General features: G+C 35.9%; 15 protein-coding genes and 1 riboswitch. Of the genes, 11 read left to right on the top strand and 4 right to left on the bottom strand.

What is annotated here, in order from left to right:
* The first annotated feature begins 100 nt into the window (after positions 1–100).
* The 3 genes from cstA (at position 101) to ACX9TM_RS27325 (ending at position 3,576) form a co-directional block, all read left to right on the top strand.
* Positions 101–2,176 carry a carbon starvation protein CstA gene (gene cstA / locus ACX9TM_RS27335; RefSeq protein ID WP_047792095.1) on the top strand — a complete coding sequence of 692 codons (2,076 nt, stop codon included), beginning with the start codon at positions 101–103 and terminating at the stop codon, positions 2,174–2,176.
* Positions 2,169–2,372, top strand: coding sequence for a YbdD/YjiX family protein (locus tag ACX9TM_RS27330; RefSeq protein WP_000914503.1), 204 nt, complete (start codon positions 2,169–2,171; stop codon positions 2,370–2,372). The genes cstA and ACX9TM_RS27330 overlap by 8 nt, the downstream gene beginning before the upstream one ends.
* A 145-nt stretch (positions 2,373–2,517) precedes the next feature.
* On the top strand, positions 2,518–3,576 hold the full coding sequence (locus ACX9TM_RS27325; RefSeq protein WP_000942917.1) for a GGDEF domain-containing protein: 1,059 nt from the start codon (positions 2,518–2,520) through the stop codon (positions 3,574–3,576).
* A gap of 85 nt (positions 3,577–3,661) precedes the next feature.
* On the opposite strand, the gene pdxK is transcribed toward ACX9TM_RS27325, so the two are convergent.
* Positions 3,662–4,486, bottom strand: a complete 825-nt coding sequence (pdxK, locus tag ACX9TM_RS27320; RefSeq protein WP_000174260.1) for a pyridoxine/pyridoxal/pyridoxamine kinase — start codon at positions 4,484–4,486, stop codon at positions 3,662–3,664.
* Positions 4,487–4,620: 134 nt separating this feature from the next.
* Between pdxK and ACX9TM_RS27315 the strand changes: the two genes are divergently transcribed.
* From ACX9TM_RS27315 to ACX9TM_RS27305, 3 genes are all read left to right on the top strand, one after another.
* Positions 4,621–6,192 (top strand): GAF domain-containing sensor histidine kinase, encoded by a 1,572-nt coding sequence (locus tag ACX9TM_RS27315; protein WP_000488138.1) that lies wholly within the window; start codon positions 4,621–4,623, stop codon positions 6,190–6,192.
* A 20-nt stretch (positions 6,193–6,212) separates the two neighbouring features.
* Positions 6,213–6,860 carry a response regulator gene (locus ACX9TM_RS27310; RefSeq protein ID WP_000695801.1) on the top strand — a complete coding sequence of 216 codons (648 nt, stop codon included), beginning with the start codon at positions 6,213–6,215 and terminating at the stop codon, positions 6,858–6,860.
* A 191-nt stretch (positions 6,861–7,051) separates the two neighbouring features.
* Entirely contained in the window at positions 7,052–7,678 is a 627-nt protein-coding gene (locus ACX9TM_RS27305) for an FMN-dependent NADH-azoreductase (protein WP_000246734.1), read from the top strand.
* 62 nt (positions 7,679–7,740) lie between these two features.
* Here the strand turns inward: ACX9TM_RS27305 and ACX9TM_RS27300 are convergent, their stop codons facing one another.
* Complete coding sequence (locus tag ACX9TM_RS27300) at positions 7,741–8,412, bottom strand: transcriptional regulator YeiL (RefSeq protein ID WP_000703310.1); 672 nt, start codon at positions 8,410–8,412, stop codon at positions 7,741–7,743.
* A 107-nt stretch (positions 8,413–8,519) separates the two neighbouring features.
* Between ACX9TM_RS27300 and ACX9TM_RS27295 the strand changes: the two genes are divergently transcribed.
* Positions 8,520–9,215: a YjjG family noncanonical pyrimidine nucleotidase gene (locus ACX9TM_RS27295; RefSeq protein WP_000760196.1), complete on the top strand. Its 696-nt coding sequence runs from the start codon at positions 8,520–8,522 to the stop codon at positions 9,213–9,215.
* A gap of 45 nt (positions 9,216–9,260) precedes the next feature.
* Here ACX9TM_RS27295 and ACX9TM_RS27290 read toward each other — a convergent pair whose 3' ends face one another.
* Positions 9,261–10,490 (bottom strand): chloride channel protein, encoded by a 1,230-nt coding sequence (locus tag ACX9TM_RS27290; RefSeq protein WP_000182456.1) that lies wholly within the window; start codon positions 10,488–10,490, stop codon positions 9,261–9,263.
* Between the two features lie 321 nt (positions 10,491–10,811).
* Positions 10,812–10,916: riboswitch (SAM riboswitch) on the top strand.
* 92 nt (positions 10,917–11,008) lie between these two features.
* Between ACX9TM_RS27290 and ACX9TM_RS27285 the strand changes: the two genes are divergently transcribed.
* From ACX9TM_RS27285 to ACX9TM_RS27275, 3 genes are all read left to right on the top strand, one after another.
* Positions 11,009–12,307 (top strand): bifunctional O-acetylhomoserine aminocarboxypropyltransferase/cysteine synthase, encoded by a 1,299-nt coding sequence (locus tag ACX9TM_RS27285; RefSeq protein ID WP_000504787.1) that lies wholly within the window; start codon positions 11,009–11,011, stop codon positions 12,305–12,307.
* Positions 12,291–13,196, top strand: a complete 906-nt coding sequence (gene metA, locus ACX9TM_RS27280; RefSeq protein WP_065381849.1) for a homoserine O-acetyltransferase MetA — start codon at positions 12,291–12,293, stop codon at positions 13,194–13,196. The genes ACX9TM_RS27285 and metA overlap by 17 nt, the downstream gene beginning before the upstream one ends.
* A 141-nt stretch (positions 13,197–13,337) precedes the next feature.
* Positions 13,338–14,633, top strand: coding sequence for a homoserine dehydrogenase (locus ACX9TM_RS27275; protein ID WP_000659109.1), 1,296 nt, complete (start codon positions 13,338–13,340; stop codon positions 14,631–14,633).
* Between the two features lie 30 nt (positions 14,634–14,663).
* Here the strand turns inward: ACX9TM_RS27275 and ACX9TM_RS27270 are convergent, their stop codons facing one another.
* On the bottom strand, positions 14,664–15,290 hold the full coding sequence (locus ACX9TM_RS27270; RefSeq protein ID WP_065381848.1) for a YczE/YyaS/YitT family protein: 627 nt from the start codon (positions 15,288–15,290) through the stop codon (positions 14,664–14,666).
* Between the two features lie 97 nt (positions 15,291–15,387).
* Between ACX9TM_RS27270 and ACX9TM_RS27265 the strand changes: the two genes are divergently transcribed.
* Entirely contained in the window at positions 15,388–16,365 is a 978-nt protein-coding gene (locus ACX9TM_RS27265; RefSeq protein ID WP_000181979.1) for a LacI family DNA-binding transcriptional regulator, read from the top strand.
* Positions 16,366–16,367 lie beyond the last annotated feature (2 nt).

Raw genomic sequence — 16,367 nt, 5'->3', positions numbered from 1 at the left:
ATGATAAACTGAAAATCCTTCATGATAGGGAGGATTCAAGTTAAATATTCAGAAAATTTAGTACAATCTCCACTAAGAAATAGTATTGGGGGAATTGTATGTGAAGACATTGAAATCGATTTTACTTTGGGGCGTTATTACAGCAGTAGGAGCAGGTGCTTTTGGGGTAATAGCTTTATCACAAGGTGAAACCATTAATGCTGTATGGCTCTTAGTAGCTGCCGTATGTGTATATGCAGTTGCTTATCGCTTTTATAGTAGATTTATAGCGAGAAAGGTTTTTAATTTAGATGATAATCGGCAAACACCAGCCCATACATTAAATGATGGGAAAGACTATGTTCCAACAAATAAGTGGGTATTGTTTGGACATCACTTTGCAGCGATTGCTGGAGCGGGACCTTTAGTAGGACCGATTTTAGCGGCACAAATGGGGTATTTACCAGGGACCATTTGGATTATTGTTGGGGTAGTTGTTGCGGGGGCTGTCCAAGATTTTGTTATTTTATTTGCTTCAATGAGACGTAATGGTAAATCGTTAGGAGAAATGATTAAAGATGAGATTGGACCTGTTACAGGACTAATTGCAATGATAGGTATTTTAGGAATTATGATTATTTTATTAGCAGTATTAGCGTTGGTCGTAGTAAAGGCACTAATCGGAAGTCCTTGGGGAATGTTTACGATAGCAGCAACGATTCCTATCGCTATTTTAATGGGAGTTTATATGCGCTATATTAGGCCTGGTCGTGTTGGAGAAGGATCAGTAATTGGTATTATCCTACTTATTTTATCTCTTGTTGGAGGACAGTATGTAGCAGAAAATCCAACACTTGCAAGTATGTTCACATTTAGTGGTGAAACAATTGCTATTATGCTTATTGTATATGGATTTATTGCATCTGCATTACCAGTTTGGATGCTTTTAGCACCACGTGATTATTTAAGTACATTTTTAAAAGTCGGAACAATTGTAGGGTTAGCAATCGGTATCTTAATTGTAGCACCAGATTTACAAATGCCAGCAGTTTCGAAATTTATTGATGGAACTGGTCCTGTGTTCTCTGGAAACCTATTCCCTTTCTTATTTATTACTATTGCTTGTGGTGCAGTGTCTGGATTCCATGCTCTTGTTTCATCAGGTACGACGCCGAAGATGATTGAGCAAGAGGGACACGCACAGCCAATCGGTTATGGAGCAATGTTAATGGAGTCGTTTGTAGCAGCGATGGCGATGATTGCAGCTTGTGTATTAACACCGGGAACGTATTTTGCAATTAATAGTCCGGCAGCACTTATCGGTACAGATGTCTCGCAGGCAGCTCAAGTTATTTCCTCATGGGGATTTGCTATTACACCAAATGAACTAAAAGATCTCGCTGTAAATGTTGGAGAGCAAACGATTTTATCACGTACAGGTGGTGCGCCAACATTAGCGATAGGTATGGCATATATTTTCTCACAAGTAATAGGTGGAACGGCCATGATGGCATTTTGGTATCATTTTGCGATTCTCTTTGAAGCCCTATTTATTTTAACAACGATTGATGCCGGAACGCGTGTCGGCCGATTTATGATTCAAGATATTTTAGGGCATGTATATAAGCCATTTGGGAAAACGGATTCTACATTAGCAAATGTAATCGCTACAACATTATGTGTATTAGGGTGGGGATATTTCTTATACCAAGGGGTAATAGATCCGCTCGGTGGAATTAATACATTATGGCCACTTTTCGGTATTGCAAATCAAATGCTAGCAGGTATTGCATTATTACTTGGAACGACAATTTTGTTCAAAATGGGAAAAAAGGCGTACGTTTGGGTAACACTTATTCCAACTGTCGGGTTGCTGATTGTAACAATGACGGCGGGGTATCAAAAGCTATTTCATGAAAATCCTAAAATTGGATTTCTATCGCATGCAAAGGTATTTCAGAGAGCATTAGATGAGGGAAAAGTGTTAGCGCCAGCTAAAAATGTCGCTCAAATGAAGCAAATTATTTTCAATGATTATATTGATGCAGCGCTTTGTGGGATTTTTATGATAGTTGTAATCGCTGTGTTAGTTTCAGCACTTCGAATTTGGATACAAGTATTAAGAAATAAGCCAATGCCGTTAAAAGAGGCACCATATATTCCTAGAGATGAAAGTGAGTCGAGGAACTATGCTTAAAAAGCTGTGGCAAGTATGGGGGGAAAGGAAGCGCTTTATTAGTTTGCTCGTTGGGGTACCAAGTTATGAAGTATATGTGGAGCATATGAAAAAGCATCATCCTGAAGAAGAGGTTTTATGTCAAAAGCAATTTTTTGCTGAGGCACAAGAAGCAAGATTTAACGCAAAGGGTGGAAAAATATCACGCTGTTGTTAATGAAAAAGGGCGAGTTTTCGCCCTTTTTATTTTTTGCTGTTTCACGTGGAACAGCAAAAAATAAATAAAAACTTTGGGAATTATAGGGATTTCGTATACAATAAAGTAAGGAAAGGGATAGATAGAAAAGTAAGGAGATCATTTTATGTTAAGGGACTTATTTGTAAATACAACAATTATTCTTTCCTTTATTTTTGTTGGAGGTCAGCTTTTAAGAGATAAGCCGTTAAAAGAAGGATTCTCTTTTGGGCAGAAATGTGTAGTAGGCATTTTTACTGGGATACTAGGTATATTACTAATGTATTTCGGTGTTCGTGTTGGTACCATCCTATTGGATTTACGCTACTTAGCTGTTATTCTAGCTGTTATTATTGGAGGGCCGATAGCGAGTACCATAACAATTATTATGATTTTAGTAACTAGACTGTTGTTTATGGATTATTCATTAGCTTCTCAAGTGGCCTTTTATACAATCATTGCGATAGGAATAGGGAGTATCTTTATTTCGCGTATGAAGCTTTCTTTAGGGGAAAAGTGGGTATGGTTACACGCATATATTTTATCTATTCTAATCCCAGCGTTATATATATGGTTAATTAAAGAGATCCACATAGTGGGATTATATTTAATTTCTAGTATTATTACAGGTTACATAACATTCATAAGTGCAAATTATGTTTTACAATCCAATGAGCTATTTCAAACGATGAAGCAATACGCAACGATAGATGCATTGACAGGTCTAGGAAACGTAAGACAGTTTGATTTAGAAATGAATCGTCATATTAGTAATAAACACTTGAAAAACGATTCACTTTGTTTACTACTTATAGATATTGACCATTTTAAGCATGTAAATGATACGTATGGGCACCCAGCGGGAGACGAAGTGTTAAAACAAGTAGGGCATATTTTGCGAGAAATGTCAGCATTTCCGGATTTGGTTTTTCGAAAGGGTGGAGAGGAGTTTGCGCTTTTGATACCAAGGAAAGGAATAGCTTATGGAATTCATGTTGGGGAACAAACTCGTATAGCTGTTGAAAAACATTCATTTGAATTGTTAGATGGAACAAAAATAAAAATTACAGTTTCGGTAGGGGTTTCAGAGTATGAAGGGGCATCAGAGCAATTTATTCAAGCGGCGGATGATGCGTTATACTACTCGAAACGAAATGGTAGAAATAAGGTCAGCTCTGCATCTTAAAGATAAGATGACCGGAAGACATAAAGCTTATAAAAAACACTCACAGAGGCAATGTATGAACCTTGTGAGTGTTTTTATTTATATATTAGACAAGTTCTTTTGATACAACGAATTTACGATATGCACCATGGTGAGTTGGACCTACGTATTCGTTAATTTTGAATGAGTAACGAATAGCAGCTGTGATGAATTCTTTAGCAGTTTTTACTGCTTCTTTCACAGGTTTTCCTTTTGCAAGTTCTGCTGTAATTGCAGCAGAATATGTACAACCTGCACCGTGTGTATTGGTTGTATCGATTTTTTCTGATTCTAGAAGTTCGAATGTTTCTCCATCATATAGGACGTCGATTGCAGTTTCCGTACCAAGTTTGCTTCCGCCTTTAATTAGTACGTATTTGGGACCTAAAGCGTGAATTTTCTTCGCTGCTTCTTTCATGTCCTCAAGAGAATTAATTTTCACACCACTTAATTGGTAAGCTTCAAATAAGTTTGGCGTTACAACTAATGCCTTTGGCACAAGAACGTCACGTAAGCAATCGTTCGTTTCAGGGTGTAATGCTTCATCTGCACCTTTACATACCATAACAGGGTCAACTACTACATTTTTGAAATTGTGCTTTTCGATTGTTTCTGCAACCATTTCAATAATTTCTACTGATCCAAGCATACCTGTTTTTAAAGCGTCTACGCCAACACCTTCAATTGTTGTTTCTAATTGTGGTTTTAATGTAGAAGCTGGGATTGGAAATACGTTATGTGCCCAACCGTTATGTGGATCCATCGTTACGATTGTTGTAAGAGATGTCATTCCGTATACGCCCAGTTCTTGGAATGTTTTTAAATCTGCTTGTATACCAGCACCGCCACTTGTGTCAGAACCAGCGATAGTAAGTGCTTTATTTAATGTCATTATGAAAGCCCCCTCGAGTGATATAATGAAAACTATGTTTTCACCATTATATCAATGTTACGAATAAGTACAAAGTGAAAAGTAGATGATTTATTTTAAGAGCTATTTAAAATCTTGTATGCAGGAGAATGAGTATGTTTCGAGATAATCGTACGAATGAATTAGTTATATTAAAGGAAATTGCAGAAACATTAAATACATCAAATGATACATATCATGTATTGCAAGCTGTCCTCGAGAAATTGCTAAGTGTAACAGGTTTAACGACAGGATGGATTTTTCTTGCGGATGAAAATGGGAAGTATACGAAGTTAATTGATTATCAATTACCAGAGGCACTTACATATGAAAATAAACGCCCGATGTGCGAAGGTGAATGTTGGTGTTTACGAGGTTTTGTAGATGGAAAATTGGAGAGAGCCGTTAATATTATTGAATGTAAAAGAATTAATAATGCAATTGAATATAATTGGGGGGATACGGAGGGCATTCTTCATCATGCTACGGTTCCTTTAAAAGCTGGGGGAGAAAAATTTGGGGTGTTAAATGTTGCAAGTCCGGGTAAAACACATTTTTCAGAAGAAGAATTAGTATTACTCCAATCGGTTGCCTTCCAAATTGGTACGGCTTTAAAGCGAACAAAATTATATGAAAATGAAAAGAGAAGAGCACATTATTATGTGAAATTAGAGCGTTTCATTCAAGATTTAAAAATGATTCATAAGTTTAATGTACTACCTGAAAAGGTGGTAAATCACGTAGGTGAAGTATTTCAATGGAATCAAGTAGCGCTTTTTATTAGGGAGGAAAAAGAATTATCTCTGCGAGCGTCTTACGTTCAGGAAGAGTTACAAGAGGATGTAAAAGAGGCGGCCAAGAAGGCGTTAGAACAAGATGAACCAGTTCTAATAAAACATCAAATAGGACATAATGTACATCTAAATCGAGCTGTTATTGCTACACCAATACATATTCAAAACCATATATTTGGTGTTTTATGTGTTAGTTTGAATAATGGAGAGTTTGATGCTAATACAATAGATGTAATTCAAGCATTATCGAACCATGTTTCGTTAATAATAGAGAATTTGAGGTTAAACGAGCAGCGCCGTGAACTTGTACGAATGGAAGAAAGAAATCGGTTAGCAAGAGATTTACATGATTCTGTTTCGCAAAAATTATTTTCATTAACCTTCATGACAAAAGGCGCCGAGGCAGTTTTAAAAGGTAAAAATGAAAAGGTAGATCAATCTTTGCATGAGATGCGTGAACTTGCGCAAGGAGCTTTGAAAGAAATGAGGACATTAATTTGGCAGCTTCGTCCGGCAGGATTAGAAAAAGGATTATTGCCAGCTCTAAAGCAGTACGGTGAAAATTTGGGACTGAAAATTAGGGAGCAAGTTACGGGTGTTCGTGATTTACCTCGTGTAGTAGAAGAAGCTTTGTGGCGCATAGGCCAAGAAGCACTGAACAATGTAAGTAAGCATGCAGGTGTAAAAGAAGCGACGATTTATTTTACAGTGAATGAGAAAAATGTATCATTAGAAATAGTTGATCAAGGAAAGGGCTTTGTGGAAAAGAATATAAAAGAAAAGAAATCACTAGGTATGACTACGATGCGTGAAAGAGTAGAATTAGTTGGTGGAACAATTAAAATTGTAAGTAGTAATAAACGAACGAGCGTAAAAGTAAATGTACCATTATGATGTGAAAATGAGGGAAGTTTGTGAAAATAAAAGTATTGTTAGTTGATGATCATACAGTCGTTTTAAAAGGATTAGCATTTTTCTTAAGTACACAGGAAGATTTAGAGTTAGTTGGAGAAGCGAATAATGGGAAAGAAGCGTTAGTGAAAGTAGGAGAAACAAATCCCGATGTTATATTAATGGATTTATATATGCCTGAAATGGATGGTGTTGAGGCGACGGCATATATAAAAAAAGAGTATCCAAATGTGAAAGTAATTGTATTAACTAGCTTTTCTGATCAGGCGCATGTGTTACCTGCATTAAGGGCTGGAGCAAGTGGGTATATTTTAAAAGATGTAGAACCAGATCAGCTTGTTGAGGCTATTCGAAGCGCATATAAAGGTAATATTCAATTACATCCGGATATAGCAAATGCTCTTCTCTCTCAAACATTACCTGTAGAAGAAAAGGAAGAAGAATCTTCTATTCAAGTGGATGTGCTAACAGCGAGAGAAAATGAAGTATTGCAGCTATTAGCGAAAGGGATGAGCAATAAGGAAATTGCATCTGTTTTAGTTATTACAGAAAAGACGGTTAAGGCGCATGTAAGTAGTATTTTGAGTAAGTTGAATTTATCTGATCGTACGCAAGCGGCATTATATGCAGTTAAAAATGGAATTGTATAAGACGAAAGTCGTAAGACCAAGTTCGCCTTTAGAAGGTGGACTTTTTTTATGGAAAAATACGTCTATGTGAGGACGAAATTGTCTTTATATAAAGATAAAATATGTTTGTAAGCAACAAAACAACAATTACAAGGGATACCTTTTTTGAAAGCATATAACAACATAAGAGTGAGTACTAGGAGGAATAAATAATGGCAACAGTTTTATTCGTTAAAGCAAATAACCGTCCAGCGGAACAAGCAGTTAGTGTAAAATTATATGAGGCATTTTTAGCAAACTATAAAGAAGCACACCCAAATGATACAGTAGTAGAACTTGATTTATATAAAGAAGAATTACCATACGTAGGCGTAGACATGATCAATGGTACATTCAAGGTAGGTAAAGGATTTGATTTAACAGAAGAAGAAGCAAAAGCAGTAGCAGTTGCTGATAAGTATTTAAATCAATTCCTAGAAGCTGATAAAGTTGTTTTCGGCTTCCCATTATGGAACTTAACGATTCCAGCAGTATTGCACACATATATTGATTATTTAAACCGTGCTGGTAAAACGTTCAAATATACGCCAGAGGGTCCAGTTGGCCTAATTGGAGATAAGAAGATTGCATTATTAAATGCAAGAGGCGGCGTATATTCAGAAGGTCCAGCAGCTGAGGTAGAAATGGCTGTTAAATATGTAGCAAGTATGATGGGCTTCTTCGGCGCAACAAACATGGAAACAGTAATTATTGAAGGACATAACCAATTCCCAGATAAAGCAGAAGAAATCATTGCTACAGGTCTTGAAGAAGCAGCTAAAGTAGCAAGTAAATTTTAATTAAAATGATAATCGTCACTCGAAAAAGCAGCATTAACATGTAAACGTTAATGCTGCTTTTTTTATATTTTTAGTTCATCAGCAAGTTTTTTTAATTGAATTCGATCTCGTATGTAATAGGTTCTTCCGTCTTTTTTTAAGTAATTTTGTTGGCAAAACTGATTTAATACATATAAAAGATGACGGTAGCTGACATTTAAATATTCCGAGGCCTCAGTATGCTTTTCTATATAACAATTATTTTGTTCTGTTAATAAAATAAAAGCAGCTAATCGATTTTCAAAAGGATAACTATAGTTTTTTGCGTAATTTTCAGTGCGAGTAATTGTCTTTTCTCCAATAAATTTGCATAAGTGCTGTAAAAATGTTGCATCTTGTAATAAAAGTTGCTGACAATCTTTAAGAGGAAGTGCCAAACAAACACAATCTTCTAGTACTTCAACGGACTTAGTAATATTTTCTACTCCTATTAATCCTAATTCCCCGATAAAAGATGGTGCTTGAATAAAATTAATTAATGAAACCTTCCCGTTTTTATGACTCATATATATTTTTGCCTTCCCAGAAATTAAGTAATAGAGATAAGGGAGAGTATTTCCTTCGCTACATATCATCTCTTTCGTTTGAAAAGAATGTAGCTCTACATATGGCAAGACATGAAATGAAAATAGGGTATGGAATTGATGGATTTGCATGTATTGATAAATTTCTTCCTCATTTTTGCTGATTTTCATATTTTCACCTCTATTTATAGTATGAGATATCTCCTATTATCTTTACAAGAAGGAATGATACGATTTATGTAAATTTGTTTTTGTAGAAAAGAGAGTGTGATGAGTTTATGAAAAAATATAAAACATTGCTATTTGATGTAGATGATACATTATTAGATTTCCAAAAGGCTGAAAAAGTGGCTTTACGGGTGCTTTTTGAAGAGAAGGGAATCCCTTTAACAGACGAGATAGAGGCTCGTTATAAAAAAATAAATAAAGGTCTTTGGGATGCTTTTGAAAAAGGTGAACTATCACGCAATGAAGTTGTAAATACACGATTCTCTCTGTTGTTTAAAGAGTATGGAGAAGAAGTAAATGGAATATTATTCGAAAATAATTATCGTAACTACTTAGAAGAAGGAAATCAACTCATGCAAGGTGCATTTGAATTTATAAATCAAATTCAAGGGGAGTATGAATTGTATATAGTGACAAATGGTGTTTCTAAGACGCAAGATAAACGTTTGCGCAATGCAGGGTTACATTCATTATTTAAAGATGTCTTTGTTTCGGAAGATACAGGTTTTCAAAAACCGATGAAAGAGTATTTTGATTATGTTTTTGAACGGATTCCTAACTTTGCACCTGAAGAAGGGCTGATTATTGGAGATTCATTAAGCGCTGATATTAAAGGTGGATATGTAGCGGGAATTGATACTTGTTGGTTTAATCCAGAAAGGAAATTAAATGATAGTGGGATTATACCGACATATGAAGTGCATAATTTTGAGGAGTTAGAAGCGTTATTGAAGCAGCATGTGTAATAAAAAAATAGACAGTGGAGCTTTCGTCCCCACTGCCTATTTTTATTAATTTTTATTTTCGTTATGTTTTGGGAGTGGAAAGGCATTCCCGATAGCAGCTGCACCAAGCATGGGCAATAGTAAATTAAGCGGGAAAAACATAAGTAATAGTAATGTTATAGCTATTGGCTTTCGTAACGCATAGCTTGAAATTGCTGTTGTTACGATGGCAACAGATGCTACTGGATCTATAGGAAGAATAGATGCTACAGCGTATCCGATACTTGACCCAGAAAATATAATTGGGAAGATATGTCCACCTCGCCACCCTGTGTTCAAACAAACGGCAGTAATGCACAACTTTAAAATCCCTGAAAGAAGTAGTATCCAAAAAGATAAATGGCTCCATTCAACAACTAATTCTTTTAATTGATGTTCCCCTGAAAATAATGTGTACGGAAGAAAGGTTCCCGCAATTCCTAATAAAATACCACCGATAATTCCGAGTGTCAGCTTGTATTCTCTAAAAGGGTGAATTAACTTTTCTAATGTGAATTCTAACTTGAAATAAAAGAAACCAACTATAGCACCGATACTAGCAAGTGGAAGAAATGCAATCCATTCATTGAAAGAAAGTGTACCTTCTCCGAAATCAACAATAAAGGATCCACGATTATCAAGTTTACTCAGTAGTAAATAAACAGAAAAACCTGCGAAAGTAGTAGCTAAGTATACAATCGCTTTTTTTCCTTTAGAAAAAGCAGCAATTTCTTCCCCCTCATTTTCATTTGGTGCTAAATAACCGAATAATGGTGCGTTAAAAATGACACTTAAAGTAGCGCCAATTCCGATCTCGGTTAGCTCATTCATACCCTTTAAGGCAAATTTAAAGCGATCCCCTACCCATGTGCACAGTCCGCCTATAATTCCAACTAGTGCGGCTTCTGGACCAAGACTAGCACCGAAAATTAAAACAATAATCGCTGTTAAAGTAGCCCGATGGACAAAGCGATATTCGATTCGACCAGTTTTTTTATATTCAGCCATTACTTCAGGCATAAGGCGTGGGTATGTACCGAAATGTTTTTGTGATAGACCAACAAGGACCCCGCCAATTATTGTTACGCAAAGGGTGTAATAAGAGGGAAAAGAGAGAACTTCAGGCAAGTATCCCCAAATAAAGTGGATTCCAATATTTATTGTGACTAAAAATAACCAGACTGTAGCTCCTACTATAGATCCTAGAAGAATGCCATATAGAGCAAGTATGTAATGCATATCTTTTTTATTTGTCATGTTATACCTCCGTTATGTAAATCTTAGTAGGGAAAAAAGTGAAATATACTAGTGAAAAATGGATTGAATATATATAGTATCTTTTTGAGAAGATGGCCTATTCAACATATAGGCTAACTTTTGGGGAATTTGAATTTATAGGTTAAATTACTTATTTAATTTTATAGACTGATTTGAGGTTTTTAAAGGTCTTTTTTGAAATAGACTAGAATATATTTCTTTTGTTGCTTTATATGAAACTGTTAACATTTATTTTAGAACATTCAGAAAAACTGTTTGACATTAGGAAATTATTGCTATAAAATCAACGGTAATTGTATAGTCTTATCAAGAAAAGGTGGAGGGACAGGCCCGATGAAACCTTGGCAACAGCCGTATAACGGAATTGTGCCAAATCCTGCAGGTAGTAATCCTGAGAGATAAGAAAGAGCCTTTAGAGCGTGTTTTCAAACTGCTCCTTTCTTGTTTTCAGGAAAGGGGCAGTTTTTTATTTTGTATAAAAGAAAGGAGAATGAGAGATGGGAGAATCATGGGGAAAAGGAACAATTTGTGTGCAAGGTGGCTATACGCCAAAGAATGGTGAACCACGTGTTTTACCACTTTATCAAAGCACAACGTATAAATACGATACTTCGGATGATTTAGCAGCTCTATTTAACTTAGAGGCAGAAGGATATATTTATACACGTATTGGAAACCCTACTTTAGCAGCATTTGAGCAGAAGTTATCAGATTTAGAAGGCGGTGTAGGAGCTGTTGCAACGGCTTCTGGGCAAGCAGCTATTATGCTCGCAGTTTTAAATATTTGTAGTAGTGGGGATCATTTACTTTGCTCTTCAACTGTTTACGGGGGAACGTTTAATTTATTTGGGGTGAGTTTACGTAAGCTTGGCATTGATGTTACGTTCTTTAATCCAAATTTAACGGCAGATGAAATTACGGCACTTGCTAACGATAAGACGAAACTTATCTATGCAGAATCATTAGGAAATCCAGCGATGAATGTTTTAAATTTCAAAGAATTTTCAGCTGCCGCTAAAGAATTAGAGGTACCTTTTATCGTTGATAATACATTAGCAACTCCTTATTTATGCCAAGCGTTTGAATATGGGGCAAATATTATTGTTCATTCTACGACGAAGTATATCGATGGGCATGCGAGCTCTTTAGGCGGTATTGTAATTGACGGTGGAAACTTTGATTGGACAAATGGAAAATATCCTGAGCTTGTTGAACCAGATCCAAGTTATCACGGTGTAAGTTACGTTCAAAACTTTGGTGCAGCAGCATATATTGTGAAAGCACGTGTTCAACTATTAAGAGATTATGGAAATTGTATGAGCCCATTCAATGCATATATTAGCAATATTGGCTTAGAGACTTTGCATTTACGAATGGAGCGTCATAGCGAAAATGCTCTGGCAGTTGCTAAGTGGCTTGCTAATCATGAACGTATTGAATGGGTGAATTATCCAGGCTTAGATAGTAATGAAAATTACTCATTAGCACAACAGTACTTGAAAAAAGGTGCTAGTGGTGTTTTAACTTTCGGTATTAAAGGCGGATTAGAAGCAGCAAAAGAATTTATCGCAAATGTAAAACTAGCAACTCTTGTAACGCACGTAGCTGATGCACGAACTTGCGTTATACATCCTGCTAGTACGACGCATAGACAATTAAATGCTGAAGATCAGCGTTTAGCGGGTGTTACATCTGATTTAATTCGTTTATCGGTTGGTATAGAAGATGTTTCTGATATTATTGCAGATTTGGAAGCAGCTCTAGTTGGAGGCAAAACACATGCCGATCATAATTGATAAAGATTTACCGGCTCGCAAAGTGTTGCAAAAAGAAAATATTTTTGTAATGACGAAGGAGCGGGCAGAAACACAAGATATACGTGCTTTAAAAATTGCTATATTAAATTTAATGCCAACGAAGCAAGACACAGAGGCGCAATTACTTCGCTTAATTGGAAACACACCGTTACAATTAGATGTTCATTTGCTTCATATGGAATCACATCTATCGCGTAATGTAACGCAAGAACATTTAACAAGCTTTTATAAAACGTTTCGTGATATTGAAAATGAAAAGTTTGATGGGCTCATTATTACAGGAGCGCCAGTGGAGACCCTTGCTTTTGAAGAGGTAGATTATTGGGAAGAGCTTAAACATATTATGGAGTATTCAAAAACGAATGTAACATCTACGCTCCATATTTGCTGGGGGGCACAGGCTGGCTTGTACTATCATTATGGTGTTCCAAAGTATCCCCTTAAGGAAAAAATGTTTGGTGTATTTGAACATGAAGTTTGCGAGCAACATGTGAAATTATTACAAGGATTTGATGAATTGTTTTTTGCTCCGCATTCTCGTCATACAGAAGTACGAGAGAATGATATTAGAGGAGTGAAAGAATTAACATTGTTAGCAAACTCTGAAGAAGCAGGTGTTCACCTTGTTATTGGGCCAGAAGGAAGGCAAGTGTTTGCTCTTGGACATAGCGAATATAGTTGTGAGACGTTAAAACAAGAATACGAACGAGATCGTGACAAGGGATTAAATATTGATGTGCCAAAAAACTATTTTAAACATAATAATCCAGATGAAAAGCCGCTTGTTAGGTGGAGGAGTCATGGTAATTTATTGTTTTCTAATTGGTTGAATTATTACGTGTATCAAGAAACCCCTTATATATTGTAAAGAAAGATTGTGTAACACGTGGTAACGTTTTCCTTGTAAAGATTAACCTTTATTTTTCCGAATGTTCAAAATACATTGTTTTTCAGATTTTTTACTCATATAATTTCATCTAAACACAATTTTTGAGGGGTGGACAGTACTATGAAAGAAATTCAAGTTGGGTTATTAGGTCTTGGGACAGTTGGCAGTGGTGTGGTTCGTATTATTACGGATCATCAAGAACGACTCATACACCAAGTAGGTTGTCCAGTGAAGGTAACGAAAGTATTAGTGCAAAACATTGAGAAAGAGAGAGAGGTAGAGGTACCTTCTACTCTATTGACACAAGATGCAAATGAAATTTTAGATAATCCAAATATTGATGTTGTCATTGAAGTGATGGGTGGCATTGATGATGCAAAATCATATATTTTACAAGCTTTAAAAAGCGGAAAGCATGTTGTAACTGCAAATAAAGACTTAATGGCATTACATGGAGCTGAATTATTAGCGACAGCAAAAGATAATAAGGCTGATTTATTCTATGAGGCGAGTGTGGCAGGGGGAATTCCAATTTTACGCAGTATCGTAGAAGGACTTTCTTCAGATCTTATTACGAAAGTAATGGGAATTGTAAATGGAACAACAAATTTTATTTTGACGAAAATGTCAGACGAAGGGAGAGCATATAACGACGTGTTAAAAGAAGCCCAACAACTTGGATTTGCAGAAGCAGATCCAACATCAGATGTAGAAGGTTTAGATGCAGCAAGAAAAATGACGATTTTAGCTACCCTCGGTTTCTCTACAAATGTAGAGCTTGGAGATGTGAAAGTAAAAGGGATTACCTCTATTACAGAGGAAGATATTGAATACAGTAAGAGCTTAGGTTATACAATTAAATTAATCGGTCTTGCAAAACGAGATGGTGAAAAATTGGAGGTTACAGTTGAACCAACTTTACTTCCAAATACACATCCTCTTGCGGCAGTACAAAATGAATATAACGCTGTGTATGTGTACGGTGAAGCAGTTGGAGAAACGATGTTTTATGGACCAGGCGCAGGAAGTTTACCGACAGCGACAGCTGTTGTTTCGGATTTAGTTGCTGTAATGCAAAATATTAGATTAGGGGTAACAGGAAATAGTGCTGTAGTCCCACAATATCAAAAAGTATTAAAAGAGCCAGACGAAATTGTCGTGAAAAAGTTTTTAAGACTGCATGTAAAAGACGAAATTGGTGTATTTGCAAAAATTACTTCATTGTTCTCTGAGCGCGGAGTTAGCTTTGAGAAAATTATTCAAATGCCGCTTGAAGAGAAAGGAAAGGCTGAAATTGTAATTGTAACGCATCGTGCGTCTCTTGCTGATTATGATTATATTCTACATACGTTGCAAGGGTATGAAGAAATAGATTGTTTGAAAGCGAACTATCGAATTGAAGGGGATGCTAAGTAGTATCTCTTACCATAAAACAGAAAGAGCCTATTAAGCAGCTTGCTTAATAGGCTCTTTTCTATTTAAAATCTGCGTACCAACTTGAATAAATGCTTGGATAATCCAGCCTGTTGTAAAGGATAAGATGATTGTTCCAAAATAGATAGGTCCATCTAATAAAAAGCTTAACGTTAAAAATAAAAAGGCTAATGAAATCTCTGTTCTTCTAAACGTCCATTTTTTCTTCTCGGCAACCGTTAAAACGAAAGCTTCTTGAGGCGCTGCACAAAGGTTTGTAGAGACGTAAAGACCAATTCCAGCTCCAACGAATAGATTTCCGCAAATAAGTGTTATATATTTTGGAAGAGAGCGGATAGCGTCCATAATAGTTGTAATGGAACCAATCCAATCAACAAAAAGAGAAATAAGAACCATCGTTACAATTGTACCGATTGTAATTTGTTTTCCATTCCAAAAGAGTACGATAAGTGTAAAGGCAAAGTTAATCATGAAAATCCAAAAACCAATACTTATCCCAAAATTTTGATATAGTGCAATAAAGAAGGAATCATAAGGGCTAAGTCCAAAGGAAGTAATTGTCGTCATCATATTAATACCGATGGCAAGAATGAGTAAACCGCCAATGAAAAATATATATTCTAATTTGAATCGAAGCATAGTTGTATATCCTTTCTAAATGTATTTGCTAGGAAAGGATATATTGTGGAAAGCTTACCAGGTCAAGGAAGAATTTTTGTGAGAAGGGGAAAATGAGATGACAAATATAAGAAAGATTGCTGAACTTGCTGGAGTATCTGTTTCAACTGTTTCACGTGTACTAAATAATCATCCGTACGTAAATGAACAGAAACGAAAAGAAATTTTAGCGATTATAGAAGAATTAAATTACACGCAAAACGTGAATGCAATTCATTTAGTGAAAGGAAAAACGAATGTAATTGGCGTTTTATTGCCACACGTAAATGATCAATATTATAGCGCTATTATCGAGGGGATATCAAAAGAGACAGCAAAGAATAATTATAATATGATGCTTTGCCAGACGAATTATAGTGAAGAAAGAGAACTAGAAATTTTGAATATGTTAAAAATGAAAAAGCTTGATGGGGTTATTATTTGTTCTCGGACAAATAGTAAGGAGAAGCTTGAAGAATATACGAAATTCGGCCCGATTGTTATGTGTGAAGAAATAGATTCGAAGTATATTTCAAGTGTCCATATCGATTACTACAAAGTATTTTCACGTGGGATGAAAAGCTTAATAGATGCCGGTCATACACGTATTGGATATTGTATTGGAAGAAGTAATAGCGTTAATAGCCAAAGACGAAAGAAGGCGTACGAAGATTCGCTTCAACAGAGTATCGTAACATCGTTAGAGACCTGGAAATTTGAGGGATGTTTTACAGTGGAAGATGGACGCAATGTAATTAGAGAATGGGCTCATATGTCAGTAAAACCGACGGCGTTCCTTGTATCTTGTAACCATATTGCAGCGGGGATGGTTACAGAAGCAAAAAAACAAGGAGTTCGTATTCCAGAGGATATTACGATTATCGGGTGTGATGATCAAGAGGTGGCAGATATATTGGGTATAACGACGATTTCGCATTCTAGTAAAAACGTTGGAGTGAAAGCGTTTGAATTATTATATGAAAAGATTAATGAAGAGAAATTAGATGTGAAGCATATAGAGTTATTACCAGAGTTAGTAGATAGAGAAACGACATAATT

The sequence above is a fragment of the Bacillus sp. LH1 genome, from assembly GCF_057924895.1.
Note: the sequence above shows the minus strand (reverse complement) of the source record. Positions and strands in the feature narration are given on the sequence as shown.

Coding starts and splice junctions, on each gene's coding strand:
- ACX9TM_RS27330 (WP_000914503.1), top strand. CDS start 2,169: ATGCTTAAAAAGCTGTGGCAAGTATGGGGGGAAAGGAAGCGCTTTATT.
- ACX9TM_RS27325 (WP_000942917.1), top strand. CDS start 2,518: ATGTTAAGGGACTTATTTGTAAATACAACAATTATTCTTTCCTTTATT.
- pdxK (WP_000174260.1), bottom strand. CDS start 4,486: ATGACATTAAATAAAGCACTTACTATCGCTGGTTCTGACACAAGTGGC.
- ACX9TM_RS27315 (WP_000488138.1), top strand. CDS start 4,621: ATGTTTCGAGATAATCGTACGAATGAATTAGTTATATTAAAGGAAATT.
- ACX9TM_RS27305 (WP_000246734.1), top strand. CDS start 7,052: ATGGCAACAGTTTTATTCGTTAAAGCAAATAACCGTCCAGCGGAACAA.
- ACX9TM_RS27300 (WP_000703310.1), bottom strand. CDS start 8,412: ATGAAAATCAGCAAAAATGAGGAAGAAATTTATCAATACATGCAAATC.
- ACX9TM_RS27295 (WP_000760196.1), top strand. CDS start 8,520: ATGAAAAAATATAAAACATTGCTATTTGATGTAGATGATACATTATTA.
- ACX9TM_RS27290 (WP_000182456.1), bottom strand. CDS start 10,490: ATGACAAATAAAAAAGATATGCATTACATACTTGCTCTATATGGCATT.
- ACX9TM_RS27285 (WP_000504787.1), top strand. CDS start 11,009: ATGGGAGAATCATGGGGAAAAGGAACAATTTGTGTGCAAGGTGGCTAT.
- metA (WP_065381849.1), top strand. CDS start 12,291: ATGCCGATCATAATTGATAAAGATTTACCGGCTCGCAAAGTGTTGCAA.
- ACX9TM_RS27275 (WP_000659109.1), top strand. CDS start 13,338: ATGAAAGAAATTCAAGTTGGGTTATTAGGTCTTGGGACAGTTGGCAGT.
- ACX9TM_RS27270 (WP_065381848.1), bottom strand. CDS start 15,290: ATGCTTCGATTCAAATTAGAATATATATTTTTCATTGGCGGTTTACTC.
- ACX9TM_RS27265 (WP_000181979.1), top strand. CDS start 15,388: ATGACAAATATAAGAAAGATTGCTGAACTTGCTGGAGTATCTGTTTCA.